An 18,315-nucleotide genomic window follows, 5' to 3' on the forward strand; every position below is an offset into this window, starting at 1 on the left:
CTTCCTTATCATTGACCTGCCTGCTACCACAAATAATCAGGTTTATAGGTAAAGTCAATAAGTCGACATGAGGGGGAAGCTAAAAAATAGCGAATCAGGAGCAATGTTAGGGGCGTTAACCCCTAAAAATCTAACAAAGTGTAGCGATAATCACTTGGTCGGCATTAAATAGCGCTGTAATTGGGTCGTTAATTGCCAGTTTTAACGCATCAACTTCTTGATTTGATAAGGTAGAGCAGAGTGTTTCTCCACCTGTTAAAGCGACAAGGATCTCGCTGTTTTCAGGGCCTCTTTCGAGGGTTGAAACGGTGCCTGCCAGTTGATTATCAAAATGGGTTTCGCTTGGTTGTTTGGTCAATTTGACCCACGGCGCTTTAATCAGAGCGAGGACTTCTTTCCCTTCAACTAAGCCAAGGCGGTTAGCGCTGGATTCGGTGAGTGCAGCATTAATGACGGTTTTCTTGTCGGCCAGTTTCACTTGAACATGCTGTAAAACATGGTTGTGATCTCGAGCAATCAGGGTACCGAAAAATTGGTTTCGGGCACTGGTTTGCAATGAAAAGCGAGAGATTGCAGCGAGTAAACTATCAAGGGGAAGGCTATCATCTTTGAGCACATCAAAGGCTTTTTGTTGAATTTGCCCGAGTAAATCATAGAGCTGGATTAATCTTTCTCCATACTGGGTGAGAGTCGTTCCGCCGCCACCTTTGCCTCCAGTTGATCTATCCAGCAGAATATCATCGGTCAGTTGGTTCATTTCATTGATGGCATCCCACGCACTTTTATAGCTGATCCCTGCAAGTTTAGCGCCTTGACTAATCGATCCTGTTGCTTTTATCTGCTTTAATAGCGCAATTCGGCGAGGGTCGGCAAATAAACTTCCCTGTAGCTTCAATGTAAGTAAGATTTCGGCCTGCATTGTTTAAGATCTCCCTGCTAGGATTGTGGCGGCAAAGGCAAAAAGCACATTTAGTATGTTGCTAGTATAATAATTTGTCTAAAATAGTATGCAATATAATGCTATTGTGCGTTATTATTTTTGTTATATTGATTTTTCCCTCGTCAGCGTATCAGAATGCTGGTGAGCACAGTATCACTGAAGAGGCTTAGATGTTAGAACTTATCAAAAGTTTGGGCTTTGCCCTATTAATGGTTCCGGTTGTAATGGTATTGATCATGGGTCTGATCTATGGCTTAGGTTCATTCTTTAACCTATTGTCTAAAGCGCATGTTCCGCATCACCATAATACTGAAAATAAGTAATACATAGCGAGCTTAGCTCGAATTAATCCTAGCCCCTTGATTGTGCATGCAGTCAAGGGGCTTTTCGTTTTAGAAAAGCACTTTAAAATAAATGATGTTGATCATCGTAGTAGTTTGAAAACAGTTCCCTGCGGTTCTGAATATTAAATTGCTGCTGTTCTTCAATGGATTTTTCTGGGAAATCTTTGTGGAATGCTTTGAGGATCTCTATTGGATCTTGTTGTGTGTTCTCAGTTAATTTTTTGATTGCTTCAAGAACAAATAGCCCACAACCATTTGGCACGTATTGTTGAATATTCCCTTCAATAAAGATCATATTATCGCCAGCCCCAACAACTTGAGCGGCATCCATGAGTTGTTCACGAATTTCGGGCGCGAGTCCAGTGAATGAATTGAATACCACACTATCGGTTTTCTGTGTCAATTGATCTCTATAAAGTGCAAGCAAAATCCAATGTTCGTGGACATTGATGGGGAATAATTCAAGTTGATTCAATCCCTGCGAATTTTTCTCTTTTTGTTCAATATTTTCCTTCAAAAAATCTAATCCACATAGAGTAAGAGGCATTGCGCTATTGATGGTTATATTAGATGGTAAGGCGTTGAGGGCTTTATTTGCGGAATCAATTTCATCGCTGGTGACCATTCTATTTGTATCCCAAAGTGTTGATTCTGTTCTATCATCTTTGAATAACAGGGTGCTTAATCCAATCTTATCCATGAGGTTTTTTATGGATGAACCAATAATATAGAGGAGCTTAGACGGTTTTTTTAACTTTGAATCGTCAAAGTGGTTTGCGAGTTTTTTGTCGGTATATAGTTGGTATAACGCTTCACTGGTTTTCTGTATTTCCTTATCAACTCCTTTCTTTGCTGGCTGTTTACCACTGAATAAATCGAATAGGATATTTTCAGCTTTTTTTCCTGAAGAGCCTTGGCGTAGGGCGATATTGTGCAGTAACTCAATGCTGTTTAAATCTCCATTTCCTGCCTGTTTTCCCAAAACATCCAACGTTTCTGGATTGATCTCTTCATCAAATAATCGATTAAATTGTTCGGTCGTTAATCCGCTTATGTAATTATTTTGGGTTGGAGCGCGTACTACCTGTGTGGGAATCATACCTTTTCCTTTTTTCATGACACATGGCAAAAAAATTGAATTAAACATTCAAATGTAAATGATTTGTGCCGATAAAATTACAAAGGAAATATATTTAAGGCTATATAAAAGCGATGATGCTAAGACCCAAAAATCCTGCGGTGTAATGAGCATGATAAGTATCCCATTGAGAAAAAGTGGATGAGTTCTTGAGCTAGCACACTTTTATGTATTGTTTGACTTTAAGTTATCGCTATATCTTGATATATATAGCGAGTTAAATAATACAATGGTGGATTAACATGAAAAAAGGTTTGATATCTCTGGTTGCGGGTGCCACGTTAACACTGACTATGGCAGGTAATAGCTTCGCGGCTGAAAAAATTACCGTATTTGCGGCGGCATCACTGACTAATGCACTGAATGAAATTTCAGAGCAATATAAGAAAGAAACGAATGTTGAGGTAGTCGCTTCATATGCTTCTTCTTCAACGCTGGCTCGCCAGATTGAGCAAGGTGCACCGGCAAACATGTTTATCTCTGCTGACCAGCAGTGGATGGATTTTGCGATTGATAAAAATCTGATGGTTAAAGACACCCGCTATACTTTATTAGGTAACGAGCTAGTGTTGATTGCACCAAAAGATTCAAAAATCGATAAAGTGGAAATTAACAAACAGACAGATTGGAAAAAGCTGTTAGATGGTGGCCGCTTAGCAGTCGGCGACCCTGATCACGTTCCTGTTGGGATCTATGCAAAAGAAGCATTGACCTATTTAGGGGCTTGGGAAACAGTTGACCCATTATTGGCGCGTACTAACAACGTACGTAGCGGAATGGCGCTAGTTGAGCGCCAAGAAGCACCATTAGGGATTGTGTACGGCTCTGATGCTGTTGCAAGCCAAAAAGTAAAAGTAGTGGGTATTTTCCCTGCTGACACTCATAAACCTGTTGAATATCCAATGGGAATTGTGAAAGATCAGGATAATAAAGCGACCCGTGATTACTATGAATACCTGAAAACCCCAGCGGCTTCAGAAATATTCAAGCGTTACGGCTTCACTCCAAATCAAAAATAATTAAGAGATCATATCGTTGCAGATGTTAAGTCCATATGAATGGGAAGCGATTTACCTCAGTTTAAAAGTTTCCAGCGTGGCGGTGCTATTTAGCTTACCGTTTGGTATTTTGATGGCTTGGGTATTAGTCCGCTGCCATTTTCCTGGCAAAACATTGCTCGACAGTATTATCCACTTACCACTGGTGCTACCGCCAGTGGTAGTGGGGTATTTGCTACTCGTCAGTATGGGTAAGCGAGGATTTATTGGCGAATGGCTGTATGACTGGTTTGGTTTCAGCTTTACATTCAGTTGGCGAGGTGCTGCATTAGCATCGGCGGTGGTCGCATTTCCATTAATGGTGAGAGCGATACGCTTAGCGCTAGAAGCCGTAGATAAAAAGCTGGAACAAGCCGCACGAACCCTTGGTGCAAGCCCATTAAGAGTTTTTTTCACGATCACCATTCCATTATCGTTGCCGGGAATTATCGTCGGTACGGTTTTAGCTTTTGCACGTTCTCTTGGCGAATTTGGGGCAACCATTACGTTTGTGTCTAATATTCCAGGGGAAACTCAGACAATCCCACTCGCTATGTATACATTGATAGAAACGCCGGGAGCAGAAACCGATGCGGCGCGTCTGTGTATTATTGCGATTGTCTTAGCATTAATTTCGTTATTAATTTCAGAATGGCTGACCCGTTGGGGCAAGAAGCGTCTGGGGGTAGCCTAATATGTTAGAACTAAATTTCGCTCAAAAATTGGGTGATTTACAAATGGAAGTGAACACCCAGCTCCCCACGGAAAGCATCACGGCAGTTTTTGGATTATCAGGTGCGGGGAAAACATCACTAATCAACGTGATAGGTGGGTTAACTAAGCCAAATAAGGGGCGCATCGTCCTAAATGGGCGCACGCTGGTGGATATCGAAAAAGGGATCTGCTTGCCTCCTGAGAAACGTCATATTGGCTATGTTTTCCAAGACGCTCGGTTATTTCCCCACTACCGCGTAAAAAGTAATTTACGCTACGGTATGGCGCCGCAAATGAAAGAGCGATTCGACGATATCGTTGAATTGTTGGGAATTGAAAAATTACTAAATCGCTTCCCAATGACCCTATCTGGTGGGGAAAAACAGCGGGTGGCGATTGGGCGTGCATTATTAACAGCCCCTGAAATCCTGTTGATGGACGAGCCATTAGCTTCTCTTGATCTTCCACGCAAGCGTGAATTATTGCCTTACTTAGAAAAGCTTTCCCAAGACGTTAAAATCCCAATTTTGTATGTCAGTCATAGCCTCGATGAAATCCTGCGTCTGGCAGATAAAGTTATTGTCATGGCGCAAGGAAAGGTGAAGGCGTTTGGTCCCCTAGAAGAGGTGTGGGCAAGTAGTGCATTGCGTCCTTGGTTGCAGCAAGAAACCTTGAGTAGCGTGTTGAGTGTGGAGGTGCATAGCCAGCATCCCGACTATCAAATGACGGCGGTGATGGTGGGCAATCAAAAATTGTGGATCCCCCGCATAGATGTAGATAAAAACAGCGCGTTGCGATTACGTATTGATGCATCCGATGTCTCTTTAGTGCTCGAAAAACCTTCAGTGAGCAGTATCCGTAATATTCTTTCTGCGGAAGTAGTGGAATGGATAGAGGATGGCGAACAAGTGGATGTGAAGCTAGATTTGGGGGATGAGCACTATTTATGGGCAAGGATCACGCGCTGGGCGAGGGATGAACTTTCAATTCGTAAGGGGCGGAAGGTGTTTGCGCAGGTTAAGTCGGCATCTCTTTCTAAAACGTTCTAAAGGCTCGTCGTTCTTCACACCACAGCGTTGTTGACTTCATTAACTCACCCTAGTCACATACTTGTGTATGTTCCTAGGGATGAGTGAATTTGTCGCCTAGCTGCAATGCGAATAACTTAGAGCCTTGCTCCGAGTTGTTCTTCACACCGCAGCGTTGTTGATTTCATTAGCTAGTAAATGTATCTATGATTTAGACTTGCAGCTTGTTGGTAAGCTCTATAGATAAAAAATAAAAAACCTCGCTTGGCGTTGCGAGGTTTTTATGCAGAATCACTTGCCAGCGATTCTGTGTGATGCTTCAAATTTAAACAAATTGAGTATAGCTAAGCTGATTAACAGTTGTAAAGCCTTCGCTGCTGGATATGATCCGCACACTCAAAGCCAGCTTAATGATCTACAAAACGTATTTACGGATCACTTCGGCGATACCCGGTTCGGTATTAACGCGAGTGACTAGCTTCGCTTGCTGCTTGATTTCATCAACCGCATTGCCCATAGCAACCCCGAGGCCTGCGGTGGTTAGCATACTTAAATCATTGAAATTATCGCCGAAAGCAACCACATCATTCATGCTCATGCCTTGGGATTCGACCCATTCTTTTAGGCGCTGGCCTTTGCTATTCCCTTTGCGACCCACATCCACCTGATCTTCCCACGACCATTCGCAATCTAAGTCCAATTCTGACTCAATTTCACGAACAACATCGTGCAGGCGTTGGTGATCTGGCGAGGTGACTGCAAATTTCCAAATATATTCATACTGATTGAGCGCATGAGCGAAGTCTTCGATAAATTCGAAAGTTGGACGCTGGTGTTGAGGTAAAGATTGCGCCCAATTTAAGGTACGCGTCACACCTTCAGTTTTCGTGTGATACAGCATCGCGTTATCGACATACATTAAGTGTTGAATATCGGAGCCACGCAGTTTATCAATCAGTAAGGCGGCAGAATCGACCGTCATTGGGTTCGACTCTAAGACTTTTTTACCTAAATAGTCATACAGATAGGTACCGTTACAGCAAATTGCGGGGGTATCTAAGTCAAGTGTCTGATAAAACGGATGAATGGCAACATGGTGACGACCTGTCACAATGATGACTTTGACCCCTTGTCGACGGGCTTCATTCAGGGCTTCTAAAGATTCGGGCAGAATTTTTTTCTGGTGATCAAGTAGCGTTCCATCGAGATCAAGGGCAATAACACGGTATGACATAAACGACTCCATATGATTTTTTTCGGATTCATTTTAGGGCTTTATGATAACTGAAGTTGATTAGTCTTTATACACTAAACTGTGCGGCGCAGGTTTTTAGTGGTTATTGGGTTTTTAACCGTAATTTGGTTTTTTAGCGGCAATTTGATTTTTTTTCGGTATAGTCAGTCAATCATTTCATTCGATGATTTTACTATCAATCAAGGAGTCAGGATGGATCAGGTTGTTTATGTTGCCAGCCCAGAAACCCAACAAATTCACGTTTGGGCGATGAACCAAGTGGGAGAACTTTCACTGCTGCAAACCGTGAGCACACCGGGGCAAGTGCAGCCAATGGTGGTGAGCCACGATAAAAAGCATCTGTATATCGGGGTTGGTCCTCACTTGAGCGTTGTGACCTATGATATTGAACCTCAAGGTACATTACGTTTTAAAGCACAAACCTGCGTACCGGGAAAACCTGTGCATTTATCGCTGGATAATAGCGATAAATTCCTGTTTGTTCCTTCTTACCATCAGCACAATTTAGCGGTATTACCGATTGGCAGTGACGGTGTTGCAGGGGCTCCAATTCAAGTTATCGAAGGATTGCGCCATCCGCATTCATCCCATATGGACGCTGATAATCAGCAGCTGTGGGTGCCATGTTTAGGGGAAGATCATATTCGTTTATTTGATTTGGCAAACAATGGTTATCTTACCGAAGCCACCGCCGATCAAATCACGACAGCACCGAAAGCGGGACCTCGTCATTTAGCGCTACACCCTCAAGAAAAAGTGATTTACTGCTTGAATGAACTGGATTCGACCATCAACGTTTATCATAAATTTACGCGTTACCGTGAAATGCAGAATGTCGCGTTGTACCCTGTGGGTAATCAGAGCCAGCGCTGGGCGGCGGATATTCATATCACGCCAAATGGTCGTCATTTATATGCGAGTGAACGTTCAGAAAGCTACTTAGCTCACTATCAAGTTTCTGATAATGGGCGCGAGTTAAGTTTAGTTGGACGCTACCCAACGCAAGCGCAGCCCCGTGGTTTTAATATTGACCCATCAGGGCGTTTCTTGGTGTCGAGTGGACAAAAATCCGATCATATTTCCGTGTCAGAGATTGACTCTATCACTGGAAAATTGACTGAATTAGCGTGTTATAAAGCCTCTGCGGGCTGTATGTGGGTGACATTCCGTTAATTGTTGATAAGCCTGCCGCTGTGTGAATAACCCAGCGACAGGTTTCATTACGCGGTAAGTACTTTTTCCATTGCTTGAGTTATTTTACTTAGCTGTTCTGGGGTAATAATATACGGCGGCATCACATAAATAAGCTTACCAAATGGGCGTACCCATACCCCTTCAGCCACAAAAAGTTTCTGCAATTCGGCCGTATTGACCGGCTGCTTCATCTCAATCACACCAATAGTGCCTAGCACCCGAACATTTTGAACACTGGAATAACGGGCAAGGGGAAGTAACTCTGTTTTCAGTTGCTGCTCAATGTTGGCAACAGTCTCTTGCCATGGGCTTTCTAGCAATAATTTCAAACTGGCATTGGCAACGGCACAGGCTAATGGGTTACCCATAAAGGTCGGCCCGTGCATAAAGCAGCCTGCTTCTCCATTACTGATGATTTCCGCGACATGGCGAGTGGTTATGGTGGCAGAGAGCGTCATATATCCTCCCGTTAAACCTTTACCTAAGCACATGATATCAGGTGAAATTTCCGCATGCTGGCAAGCGAATAACTTTCCGGTACGACCGAACCCTGTGGCAATTTCATCTGCAATGAGCAGTAATCCGTAACGGTCACAAAGCTCACGAACGCCTTTGAGGTAATTAGGATGATAAAAACGCATTCCTCCCGCACCTTGAACGATAGGTTCGAGGATGATCGCGGCAATGTCTTGATGATTTTCGGCAAGTTGATGCTTGAGTGGCTGAAGATCATTTTCATTCCACTCATCATGGAAACCACACTGAGGCGCGTCGACAAAAATATGAGGCGGCAAATAACCTTTGTATAAACCGTGCATGGAGTTGTCAGGATCGCACACCGCCATCGCACCAAAAGTATCGCCGTGATAACCATGACGTAAAGTGAGAATTCGCTGGCGCTTTTCACCGCGAGCTTGCCAGTATTGCAGCGCCATTTTTAAGGAAACTTCTACGGCGACCGAGCCAGAATCCGCAAGAAAAACGCACTCGAGTGGCTCTGGGGTGATGGCAACCAGTTGTTTGCATAATGCAATGGCGGGTGGATGGGTAATGCCTCCGAACATCACGTGAGACATTTTCGCCAGTTGGTCGGTGACCGCTTGATTGAGTACTGGGTGATTATAACCATGAATGGTTGCCCACCACGATGACATCCCGTCAATCAGTCTTCTACCATCTTCCATAATCAGCTCCGCACCTTCTGCGGCAACGATTGGGTAGGCAGGAATAGGGTGGCTCATTGAGGTGTAAGGATGCCAAATGTGCTTGGCATCAAAAGCAATATCACAACTGTTCATTATTATCTTTCGTCAACTTTTTTTAGATCATTTAGTTGACATGATAATCGCAATATTTAAACTGGCAACAACTTTTTCAACTGGAGAGATCCCGTGAGCCAACTAAAACAATGTTCAGTAAAAAACTGGACAATAAAACAAGCTAACGAACTGTTTTCAATGCCGTTTTTCGAATTGCTATTTCAAGCGCAGCAAGTACATCGCCAACATTTTGACCCGCAACAAGTGCAAGTGAGCACATTGCTGTCTATCAAAACCGGGGCATGTCCTGAAGATTGTAAGTATTGCGCTCAGAGTGCGCGGTATAAAACGGGCTTAGAAACTGAGCGTTTAATGGAAGTCCAGCAAGTGGTTGAATCGGCGAAAAAAGCTAAAAATGCCGGTTCTACGCGTTTCTGTATGGGGGCAGCATGGCGTAACCCGAAAGAGCGCGATATGCCTTACCTTGAAATGATGGTCAAGGAAGTGAAAGCGTTAGGTATGGAAACGTGTATGACGCTGGGGATGATTGATGATTCACAAGCGGGCCGCTTAGCGGACGCGGGTTTGGATTACTATAACCATAACCTTGATACCTCACCGGAATATTACGGCAATATTATCACCACGCGAACTTACCAAGACCGTTTAGATACACTGGATAATGTGCGTAATGCGGGAATTAAAGTTTGCTCGGGTGGGATTTTGGGCTTAGGTGAAAAAGTCAGTGACCGTGCGGCATTACTCGTGCAGCTGGCTAACTTACCAAAACCACCAGAGAGCGTGCCTATCAATATGTTGATGAAGGTTGAAGGCACTCCAATGGCTGATAATGAAGATGTCGATCCATTTGATTTTATTCGTACCATTGCAGTGGCGCGGATCATGATGCCAAGCTCCTATGTGCGTTTATCCGCAGGTCGCGAACATATGAACGAGCAAACGCAGGCGCTGTGTTTTATGGCAGGTGCGAACTCTGTTTTCTATGGCTGCAAACTGTTAACTACGCCAAACCCTGATGAAAACAAAGATATTGCGCTGTTTAAGAAGCTGAATATCAACCCTGAGCGCATCGAAATGGAAGACGGGGAAGATCTACAAGCAGCGAAACTGGCAGAAACGCTGTTAACCGCTGACAATGCGCAATTTTATAACGCGGCAGTCTGATGGGCTGGACATCGTTTATCGATAGCCAATTGCAGAAGCGTAAAGACGCTTCTGCATGGCGTGAGCGCAGATGTATTGAAAAAAGCTCTGGTCGGGAACTCCATTTTCAAGGCAAAAGCTACCTGAATTTTTCGTCGAATGATTATTTAGGGCTGAGCCAACATCCTGAAATTATCCGTGCTTGGCAGCAAGGTGCGCAAGAGTATGGGGTAGGAAGTGGTGGCTCTGGGCATATCACGGGGTTCACTCACGCTCACTACCAAGCGGAGCAGAAGTTGGCGGATTGGCTAGGTTATCAGCGTGCCATTTTGTTTATTTCTGGCTTTGCCGCTAACCATGCGTTGATCACCGCGTTAATGACGGCGGAAGACCGTATTCTGGCTGATAAACTCAGCCATGCTTCTTTGTTAGAAGGGGCGATGCATTCCCAAGCTCAGTTACGGCGCTTTAGTCACAATAGCGTTGATTCCTTAGAAAAATTAATCAGCAAACCCCATACATCGAAAACGTTAGTGGTGACGGAAGGGGTGTTCAGCATGGATGGGGACAGTGCGCCACTAGATGAACTGCAAACACTGGCTCACGCTCACAATGCATGGTTGATGGTGGATGATGCTCATGGACTTGGGATCTGGGGCAAGCAAGGGCGTGGTAGCTGTGATGAATATGGTATTAAGCCCGATATTCTCGTGGCCACTTTTGGTAAAGCCGTTGGCGTTAGCGGGGCAGCGGTGTTGTGTGATGAACGCACTGCGGACTTTTTAATTCAAGCGGCTCGTCATCTTATTTACAGCACCTCAATGCCTCCAGCTCAAGCCGTTGCTATCTCGGCGGCGGTAGGAGAAATTCAACAAGCGGATGAACAGCGGGCTCAATTACAGCGCAATATTCACTATTTTAAGCGCCAGCTTAATTTACCGGATATGCATCTGGTGGATTCAAATACAGCTATCCAACCGTTAATTGTCGGGGATAACGAAAAGAGTTTGCAGTTATCCCAATTTCTACGCGAGAAGGGCATTTGGGTTCAAGCAATTAGACCGCCGACGGTTCCTCCGGGTAGTGCCAGATTACGCATGACATTAAGCGCCGCTCATCAGCAGGACGATATTGACAAATTATTGGAGGCACTCAATGAGTTTGTCTTTGTATCATGATGAGGCAAGTTTATCGCGAAATACCCGAGAAAAAGCCAAGATAGCGTCGGCATTTGGGCGTGCAGCATCCCGTTATGATTCTCTGGCTAGCTATCAACAAAATAGCGGTAAGCAGCTGCTTAGCCTGTTAGAAAGCTACGGGGCAATAGAGAGACCTATGTTTTCTCAACAGGTATTAGATGCAGGTTGTGGAACAGGATTTTTTAGCCAAATTATCAAACAGATGGGAGCGAATGTGACGGCGCTTGACCTCTCTGCAGGGATGCTGGATGTCGCGCAAAACAAGCAATCGGCGCACCGTTATGTGTGTGGGGATATGGACAGGCTTCCCTTTGAGGATGCCAGTTTTGATTGGGTATTTTCGAATTTGGCCATTCAGTGGTGCGATGATTTATCTCATGCTCTGGGCGAGTTATACCGTGTGACTAAGCCAGGAGGGATTATCGGGTTTACCACCTTAGCGGAGCACTCCCTTGACGAGCTCTCGGCGGCTTGGAAAGCGTTGGATGATTCCCCTCATGTGAACCGTTTTTTACCTTACTCAAACATTGTTAAGAGCTGTCAGGGGTGGCGTAGCCAACTTTATCAACAAGCGGACACTCTCTATTTTTCGAACCTCATTGAATTACTTAATTCAGTAAAGGGAATAGGCGCAACTCACTTAACTGCGGGCCGCCAAGCGGGGCTGATGACACGTCAGCGTTTGCAGCAACTAATCGAGGTATACCCAAATACCGAGAAAGGGTTGCCATTAACCTATCAAACTGTATTTGGAATTATTTATCGTGACTAAAACGTATTTTGTAACCGGAACGGATACTGAAATCGGCAAAACCATGTCGAGCTGTGCATTGTTACAAGCGGCTAATTTGCAAGGATTGAAAACCGTAGGGTATAAGCCAGTTGCTTCAGGTAGCGAAATGACCGCACAAGGTTTGCGTAATAGCGATGCACTACAACTGCAAGCGAATAGCCGCGTCGTAGTACCTTATGAGCAAATTAATCCCATCATTTTTGAAGCGCCGACGTCACCGCACATTGTCAGTGAAAAAACTGGGCAGGCCATTGAGTTTTCGGTGATGACTCAAGGATTAAGGCAGCTACAGAAGCAAGCTGAATGGGTATTAGTGGAAGGCGCTGGCGGTTGGTATACTCCATTGTCTGCTGAACAAACCTACGCAGACTGGGTGGTTGAACAGCAATTACCTGTAATTTTGGTGGTCGGTGTGAAGCTTGGGTGTATTAACCATGCGGTATTAACTGCGCAAGCCGTGAAAGCGTCAGGGTTATCTTTAGTTGGCTGGATTGCGAATGAAGTGGAACCTGCGGGCATTTATCAACAAGAATATCTCACTGCACTGAAGCGAATGATCGATGCGCCATGCTTAGGGATTATTCCGCATATCGAAAGCCAATCTACCGATTTTTTAGGGCAATATTTAGACCTTTCTTCCCTTTAAGATCCCTTAAAAATCTTAGTAAACCCGCTAGACAATTAGGTGTGGCAGGAGTACGCCTTTTATTTGTTTTTGCCGATCTTTTTTAACGTTAAAGATCCTTTTTTTGTCAAGTTTCATAGGAAAAATACTAAGTAGTTTCCGTAAAAAAACAGAATATTTTTCTTTTGTCACGAATGGAGAGTAAAAACACTTTCATCATTTCGCCATATTTCTGTCATTTTATCGCCAAACCGTAAAATGAGCATGCTACGGGAGTGCATGAGGCGGAAGGGCTTCCAGAGTTATCCACTATTTCTGTGGATAACCTTGTGAATTAACATTCAAAAACCATTCTAATGCTAGGTGACAAGCGGCTTTGCCTTTATTTGATGTGATTCTGGGCTTTTATGTAATTTTGTTTAAATACAATTAGTTAAATAAAAGCAAGCGTTCTATTTAGATTTGCGTTAAAGCCTAAAAGTCGAAAAGCATAAAATATCTCCTTTCAAAAAGGTCAAGTTTTATTTTGGGGATAACATTTTCGTAAACAGATTTCAACCTCATAAAAAGGAAATTTATCACCAGCACTTGAAGCTGGTTTTTTATCCAGTATCATAGGCGAGAGATTATTAAAGAGGCATAACTATGAGCAAGGATTTTAAACTGTATTCTGATTTTCAGCCGGGAGGCGATCAGCCTGAGGCGATTCGTAAATTAAGAGAAGGGTTAGAAGATGGTCTTGCTCATCAAACCTTGCTAGGGGTTACTGGGTCAGGGAAAACGTTTACAATTGCGAACGTTATCGCGCAAGAAAATCGCCCAACGATGTTGATGGCGCATAACAAAACCTTGGCGGCACAACTCTACAGCGAAATGAAAGCCTTCTTTCCTGAGAACGCAGTGGAGTATTTTGTTTCTTACTACGATTATTATCAGCCTGAAGCGTATGTCCCCAGCTCAGATACCTTTATTGAGAAAGATGCCTCGGTAAACGAACATATTGAGCAGATGCGTTTGTCTGCAACCAAAGCTTTACTTGAGCGTCGTGATGTCATTGTTGTGGCATCGGTCTCTGCAATTTATGGATTGGGCGATCCGGACAGCTACCTAAAAATGATGCTGCACTTGACTGATGGCATGATCATTGACCAGCGCTCTATTTTGCGCCGCCTTGCAGACTTGCAGTATACCCGTAATGACCAAGCATTCACGCGAGGAACATTCCGCGTTCGTGGCGAAGTAATTGATATTTTCCCAGCAGAATCCGATGAGTATGCATTAAGAGTTGAACTCTTTGATGATGAAGTGGAGCGATTATCGTTGTTCGACCCGTTAACCGGGGCTATTCAACATCGAGTACCTCGTTTTACCGTGTACCCTAAAACTCACTATGTGACGCCAAGAGAACGAATTCTTGAGGCGATGGAAAATATCAAAGTCGAATTAGCCGATAGGCGCAAAGTGCTGCTAGAGAATCATAAGCTACTGGAAGAGCAGCGGATCACTCAGCGTACCCAATTTGACTTGGAAATGATGAACGAGCTGGGATACTGCTCAGGCATTGAAAACTATTCACGTTATCTCTCCGGACGAGCGCCGGGCGAGCCACCGCCAACATTATTTGATTATTTACCCGCAGATGGCTTGCTGGTTGTGGATGAGTCTCACGTCACCATCCCACAAATTGGCGCGATGTATAAAGGTGATCGTTCTCGCAAAGAGACTCTCGTAGAGTATGGTTTCCGACTGCCTTCTGCCCTCGATAACCGCCCAATGCGTTTTGAAGAGTTTGAAGCTTTAGCACCTCAAACTATCTATGTGTCAGCGACACCGGGTAATTATGAGCTGGATAAGTCGGGGCAGGAAGTGATTGAGCAGGTAGTTAGGCCGACAGGATTGCTTGATCCGCTGATTGAAGTGCGTCCGGTGGCAACGCAGGTGGATGATTTACTTTCTGAAATTCGTATTCGTGTTCAGAAACAGGAGCGCGTGCTGGTCACCACACTAACCAAACGCATGGCGGAAGATCTCACCGAATATTTAGAAGAGCATGGGGAGAGAGTTCGCTATCTACACTCAGATATCGACACAGTGGAACGCGTTGAAATTATCCGTGATTTACGTCTTGGTGAGTTTGATGTACTGGTTGGTATCAACTTATTGCGAGAAGGTTTGGATATGCCAGAAGTTTCGCTGGTGGCTATCCTTGATGCTGATAAAGAAGGTTTCTTACGTTCAGAACGTTCACTGATCCAAACCATCGGTCGTGCAGCGCGTAACTTGAACGGTAAAGCCATTTTGTATGGGGATAGAATCACTAACTCCATGGAAAAAGCGATTGCTGAGACAGAGCGACGCCGTGCCAAACAGATGGCGTTTAACGAAGCCCATGGTATCACGCCTAAAGGCTTGAACAAGAAAGTGGGGGATATCCTCCAGATTGGTCACAAAGTGGGTGGTAAAGGGAAAGGGCGCGGTAAAGAGAGCATCAAAGATGAATCTCTGCTTAATGTTCAGTCCATGTCAACGAAAGAGCTGGAGCAGCGTATTTCTCAATTGGAAACGCAAATGTATAAACATGCTCAAGATCTGGAGTTTGAAGCCGCTGCGCGAGTTCGCGATGAGTTACAAACACTACGAAACCAATTTATCGCCAATTCGTAATTTTTAAAAATCGCTAAAAAATACGCTAATTTATTAAGTGCCTCTTAGCGCTGCAATATGCGGGTTAAGGGGCTTTTTTATGAATGGAATAAGTTAGTAAAGTTATTTATAACAACAAGTTAGCCTGTCAAGTAATTTGCGGTAATTAGGACTAACTTTTTCTCACACTTGCAAAAATATTGGTTAGTATCTCGTCATCTTATGGACCAAGACGAGGCCGAGATGGCGACCCAATCAATTGTAGCTCCTCATGATTCAACCTTTAAAGGCTTTATGAGTAAAGTGGATAATGCGCGGGATTTTTTTGAAGTCCATCTTCCTAATCGCATTAAGCACCTCTGCAATTTTGATACCTTGAAGTTGGCCAGTGCTTCATTTGTGGATAAAACATTGCGCTCTCGTTTCTCGGACATGCTCTATTCCGTTCAAACACTCAGGGGGAAGGGGTATTTTTATTTCTTGGTTGAGCACCAATCTTCCCCCGATAAGCTAATGGGCTGGCGGCTGATGCATTACGCATTTTGCGCGATGAATCAGCATTTGCAGCAAGGGCACCAAACTTTGCCGCTGGTGGTTCCCATCCTGTTTTATCATGGCAATCAATCTCCTTATCCTTATTCCCAGTCATGGACAGATTGCTTTGAGTGGTCTGATTTAGCGCATGATTTGTATTGTAATCCACTGCCGTTAGTGGATGTAACAGTGGCAAGTGATGATGAACTTGTGAATCACCGAAAAGTTGCGGCGTTGGAGTTAGTTCTCAAACACTCATCCCTGAAAGATGACCTTATGGTGCTGTCAAAACGCTTAGCGCAGGTGATCCATGAGAACGAAAACCATCGCGACGACGTTATTTTAATCATCAACTATCTGTTTAGTGTGATGGATACGCCGACATACAAGAAGATAATCAAAACATTAATAGAGAAAACAGAAGGATATCAGGAGACCGTTATGACAATTGCTGATCGATTAAGAAATGAAGGGCGAGAAGAAGCTCGACAAGAAGAGCAGGAGAAGGCCAAACAACGCACTTATACCCAAGTTTTGACCAGCTTAAGTTTAGGTTTAAACATTGATGTTATTAGTCAAATTACAGGCTTATCCCCGACAGAAATCGAAGCGATGCATTAATACATAATTTATTAATACATAAAGAAAACTGAGTTCAGTGAGAAACTGAACTCAGTCATATTTTTAGTCGAATTTTCTTAGCGAGATTAAGCGTTAGCTAACTGACCTTTTACTATTACCGATTGACGGTTACGCTCAAGTTCCAATGCGCCTAAGTGGGACAGCACACAGAAGATAATGCAGCAAACAATCCCCCCTAAGAGCAGATAGAAACCTGCATGCCAACCCATACGGTCAACCACGAAACCAAATAAGCTAGTACCTAACGTTGCGCCAAGGATATAGCTCATAAAACCACGTAGGCCGACGGCTGAACCAACTGCGAAGCTTGGCACGATTTCCATTGTTTGTACTGATGCTAAGAACTGAGGCACATAGATTAAGCAACCAACTACTGCTGCAAAGAAGGTGACGACAGCTAATGATTGGCTCTGCCAGTAACCGATGAGGCAGAAGAAAATCAGTGTCATACAAACAATAGCTAACGGCATTCTACGGCCTTTAAACAGTTTGTCCGTTAACCAACCTGCTAATAAAGTGGATGGAATAGCAGCCCATTCGAAGAATAAAAATGCCACGCTCATCTGATCTTTAGAGAAGTTTTTCTCTGTCAGCAGGTAGATTGGTAGCCAGCTGATCACGCCGAAACGTACCATATACACAAAGACGTCAACGAAAGAGATATACCACGCATTTTTGTTTTTCAGTACATAGGTACAGAAAATTTGGAAGGCGCTCATATTCTCCGGTGATTGTTCTTTTTGCGCTGAAGTCAGGATCACTTTTTCTTCTGGCATCATTTGGTCAAGCGCAGGTAAACCCTCTTGTTTTGGGGAACCTTTGCCTAATACCAACACAACCCCTGCAAATAAAATTGCAATACAAGCGGGAACCATGTAACTCGCACTTTGCCAGTGCTCAGTGCCTAATACGGCGAAAGCAGCACCGACGATTGGGGCAACAATACCCCCACCCACGTTATGAGAAATATTCCAGAATGCACCGATACGACCACGTTCACGACGCGGGAACCAGTTTGCAATGGTGATAAATGACGGACCCACACCCATGCCTTGGAACATACCATTAAGCACTACAAAACCAACGAATAACCAGAATGCGTTACTAAACCCCATTCCGAAGTTGACAATGGCGCACAGGATCAAACCAAATGCCATAAATGCTTTTGGGCTGGCTTTATCGGCAAGGCTACTCATCACGCCTTTGCTGATCCCGTAAGCAATGAGCATACAGCTAGTTAGTAGACCAATTTGGGTGGTACTTAAATCTAAGTTTTCTTTCAAATACGGGGTAGAGAGCGTGAAGTTGTTACGGACAATATAGTAAGCCAAATAACCTAAGAACACGCTGAGTAGTGCTTGAACGCGATAGCGTTTATAGGCGGCAGGAACTTTTTCTGGTGCAATTTGTTTTTTTGCCGTGGCTGGCGTTAAAAATGACAGCATAGGTTCACCTGTGAAATAGAGTAAAAAGAAATTCCCTGATGTTTTTTGTCGTTTTATTTCTGACAGACTCATCATGTTCTTGTTGAAAAAATATCGCAATATGAAGGGCTTGGGTCAAAATTGACCCAATTTTGTATAGGGACGAGTCAAATTGACCCATTCATAAATTAACGGGAATGGATTTCAAAAAACGCGCAACTAAGGGTTGATTTAATCGCGTAACAATGAGAATAAAGCGGGTAAGTTTTGTCGTGTGCGCATAAATCCGAAAAGGGTAAAATTTGTCTCAAATGCACTTTTTGACAAACTCACATTATTGTTACTTTCTTTGATATGAATCACATCTACCCAGGGGATGACT

The 18,315-nt window shown here is 43.9% G+C and carries 16 protein-coding genes; 11 read left to right on the forward strand and 5 right to left on the reverse strand.

The window, feature by feature from the left end:
- Positions 1-130: 130 nt before the first annotated feature.
- On the reverse strand, positions 131-919 hold the full coding sequence (modE, locus tag HFU86_RS05570; RefSeq protein WP_036950555.1) for a molybdenum-dependent transcriptional regulator: 789 nt from the start codon (positions 917-919) through the stop codon (positions 131-133).
- Between the two features lie 191 nt (positions 920-1,110).
- On the opposite strand from modE, the gene HFU86_RS05575 reads away from it, so the two are divergent.
- Positions 1,111-1,263, forward strand: coding sequence for an AcrZ family multidrug efflux pump-associated protein (locus tag HFU86_RS05575; RefSeq protein WP_036950553.1), 153 nt, complete (start codon positions 1,111-1,113; stop codon positions 1,261-1,263).
- 82 nt (positions 1,264-1,345) lie between these two features.
- Here the strand turns inward: HFU86_RS05575 and HFU86_RS05580 are convergent, their stop codons facing one another.
- The gene (locus HFU86_RS05580) at positions 1,346-2,401 is read right to left on the reverse strand and encodes an ElaD/SseL family deubiquitinase (protein WP_187128865.1); all 1,056 of its coding nucleotides are present in this window, start codon (positions 2,399-2,401) and stop codon (positions 1,346-1,348) included.
- 263 nt (positions 2,402-2,664) lie between these two features.
- Between HFU86_RS05580 and modA the strand changes: the two genes are divergently transcribed.
- The 3 genes from modA to modC are packed head-to-tail and all read left to right on the forward strand — an operon-like array spanning position 2,665 to position 5,222.
- Positions 2,665-3,441, forward strand: a complete 777-nt coding sequence (gene modA / locus HFU86_RS05585) for a molybdate ABC transporter substrate-binding protein (protein WP_036950547.1) — start codon at positions 2,665-2,667, stop codon at positions 3,439-3,441.
- Between the two features lie 22 nt (positions 3,442-3,463).
- A complete protein-coding gene (modB, locus tag HFU86_RS05590; protein ID WP_036950542.1) occupies positions 3,464-4,153 on the forward strand; it encodes a molybdate ABC transporter permease subunit in 690 nt (229 codons plus the stop codon).
- 1 nt (position 4,154) lies between these two features.
- The gene (modC, locus tag HFU86_RS05595) at positions 4,155-5,222 is read left to right on the forward strand and encodes a molybdenum ABC transporter ATP-binding protein ModC (protein ID WP_187128866.1); all 1,068 of its coding nucleotides are present in this window, start codon (positions 4,155-4,157) and stop codon (positions 5,220-5,222) included.
- A 394-nt stretch (positions 5,223-5,616) separates the two neighbouring features.
- On the opposite strand, the gene HFU86_RS05600 is transcribed toward modC, so the two are convergent.
- Positions 5,617-6,435: a pyridoxal phosphatase gene (locus tag HFU86_RS05600; protein WP_132494306.1), complete on the reverse strand. Its 819-nt coding sequence runs from the start codon at positions 6,433-6,435 to the stop codon at positions 5,617-5,619.
- 213 nt (positions 6,436-6,648) lie between these two features.
- Between HFU86_RS05600 and pgl the strand changes: the two genes are divergently transcribed.
- Positions 6,649-7,629, forward strand: a complete 981-nt coding sequence (gene pgl, locus HFU86_RS05605; RefSeq protein WP_187128867.1) for a 6-phosphogluconolactonase — start codon at positions 6,649-6,651, stop codon at positions 7,627-7,629.
- Positions 7,630-7,676: 47 nt separating this feature from the next.
- On the opposite strand, the gene bioA is transcribed toward pgl, so the two are convergent.
- Entirely contained in the window at positions 7,677-8,948 is a 1,272-nt protein-coding gene (gene bioA, locus HFU86_RS05610) for an adenosylmethionine--8-amino-7-oxononanoate transaminase (protein ID WP_187128868.1), read from the reverse strand.
- Between the two features lie 159 nt (positions 8,949-9,107).
- Between bioA and bioB the strand changes: the two genes are divergently transcribed.
- The 6 genes from bioB (at position 9,108) to HFU86_RS05640 (ending at position 16,488) form a co-directional block, all read left to right on the forward strand.
- A complete protein-coding gene (gene bioB / locus HFU86_RS05615) occupies positions 9,108-10,094 on the forward strand; it encodes a biotin synthase BioB (protein WP_243698960.1) in 987 nt (328 codons plus the stop codon).
- Positions 10,094-11,251 carry an 8-amino-7-oxononanoate synthase gene (bioF, locus tag HFU86_RS05620; protein ID WP_187128869.1) on the forward strand — a complete coding sequence of 386 codons (1,158 nt, stop codon included), beginning with the start codon at positions 10,094-10,096 and terminating at the stop codon, positions 11,249-11,251. Before bioB ends, bioF begins: the two co-directional genes overlap by 1 nt.
- Positions 11,229-12,044, forward strand: coding sequence for a malonyl-ACP O-methyltransferase BioC (bioC, locus tag HFU86_RS05625; RefSeq protein ID WP_187128870.1), 816 nt, complete (start codon positions 11,229-11,231; stop codon positions 12,042-12,044). The genes bioF and bioC overlap by 23 nt, the downstream gene beginning before the upstream one ends.
- On the forward strand, positions 12,037-12,711 hold the full coding sequence (bioD, locus tag HFU86_RS05630) for a dethiobiotin synthase (RefSeq protein WP_187128871.1): 675 nt from the start codon (positions 12,037-12,039) through the stop codon (positions 12,709-12,711). The genes bioC and bioD overlap by 8 nt, the downstream gene beginning before the upstream one ends.
- A 624-nt stretch (positions 12,712-13,335) precedes the next feature.
- Positions 13,336-15,354 carry an excinuclease ABC subunit UvrB gene (gene uvrB / locus HFU86_RS05635; protein WP_187128872.1) on the forward strand — a complete coding sequence of 673 codons (2,019 nt, stop codon included), beginning with the start codon at positions 13,336-13,338 and terminating at the stop codon, positions 15,352-15,354.
- 222 nt (positions 15,355-15,576) lie between these two features.
- Entirely contained in the window at positions 15,577-16,488 is a 912-nt protein-coding gene (locus tag HFU86_RS05640) for an Rpn family recombination-promoting nuclease/putative transposase (RefSeq protein ID WP_132494320.1), read from the forward strand.
- Between the two features lie 86 nt (positions 16,489-16,574).
- Here the strand turns inward: HFU86_RS05640 and pgtP are convergent, their stop codons facing one another.
- Positions 16,575-17,954: a phosphoglycerate transporter PgtP gene (gene pgtP / locus HFU86_RS05645; RefSeq protein ID WP_187128873.1), complete on the reverse strand. Its 1,380-nt coding sequence runs from the start codon at positions 17,952-17,954 to the stop codon at positions 16,575-16,577.
- Between the last annotated feature and the right edge of the window lie 361 nt (positions 17,955-18,315).

The organism is Providencia sp. JUb39 (assembly GCF_012272845.1).
Lineage (GTDB): Bacteria > Pseudomonadota > Gammaproteobacteria > Enterobacterales > Enterobacteriaceae > Providencia > Providencia lanzhouensis.

What these genes read in the sequence shown, in the direction of transcription:
- modB (WP_036950542.1), top strand. Translation starts at nt 3,464, where the DNA reads ATGTTAAGTCCATATGAATGGGAAGCGATTTACCTCAGTTTAAAAGTT.
- bioF (WP_187128869.1), top strand. Translation starts at nt 10,094, where the DNA reads ATGGGCTGGACATCGTTTATCGATAGCCAATTGCAGAAGCGTAAAGAC.
- modA (WP_036950547.1), top strand. Translation starts at nt 2,665, where the DNA reads ATGAAAAAAGGTTTGATATCTCTGGTTGCGGGTGCCACGTTAACACTG.
- modE (WP_036950555.1), bottom strand. Translation starts at nt 919, where the DNA reads ATGCAGGCCGAAATCTTACTTACATTGAAGCTACAGGGAAGTTTATTT.
- bioB (WP_243698960.1), top strand. Translation starts at nt 9,108, where the DNA reads ATGCCGTTTTTCGAATTGCTATTTCAAGCGCAGCAAGTACATCGCCAA.
- pgtP (WP_187128873.1), bottom strand. Translation starts at nt 17,954, where the DNA reads ATGCTGTCATTTTTAACGCCAGCCACGGCAAAAAAACAAATTGCACCA.
- HFU86_RS05575 (WP_036950553.1), top strand. Translation starts at nt 1,111, where the DNA reads ATGTTAGAACTTATCAAAAGTTTGGGCTTTGCCCTATTAATGGTTCCG.
- pgl (WP_187128867.1), top strand. Translation starts at nt 6,649, where the DNA reads ATGGATCAGGTTGTTTATGTTGCCAGCCCAGAAACCCAACAAATTCAC.
- HFU86_RS05640 (WP_132494320.1), top strand. Translation starts at nt 15,577, where the DNA reads ATGGCGACCCAATCAATTGTAGCTCCTCATGATTCAACCTTTAAAGGC.
- uvrB (WP_187128872.1), top strand. Translation starts at nt 13,336, where the DNA reads ATGAGCAAGGATTTTAAACTGTATTCTGATTTTCAGCCGGGAGGCGAT.
- bioA (WP_187128868.1), bottom strand. Translation starts at nt 8,948, where the DNA reads ATGAACAGTTGTGATATTGCTTTTGATGCCAAGCACATTTGGCATCCT.
- HFU86_RS05580 (WP_187128865.1), bottom strand. Translation starts at nt 2,401, where the DNA reads ATGAAAAAAGGAAAAGGTATGATTCCCACACAGGTAGTACGCGCTCCA.
- modC (WP_187128866.1), top strand. Translation starts at nt 4,155, where the DNA reads ATGTTAGAACTAAATTTCGCTCAAAAATTGGGTGATTTACAAATGGAA.
- bioC (WP_187128870.1), top strand. Translation starts at nt 11,229, where the DNA reads ATGAGTTTGTCTTTGTATCATGATGAGGCAAGTTTATCGCGAAATACC.
- HFU86_RS05600 (WP_132494306.1), bottom strand. Translation starts at nt 6,435, where the DNA reads ATGTCATACCGTGTTATTGCCCTTGATCTCGATGGAACGCTACTTGAT.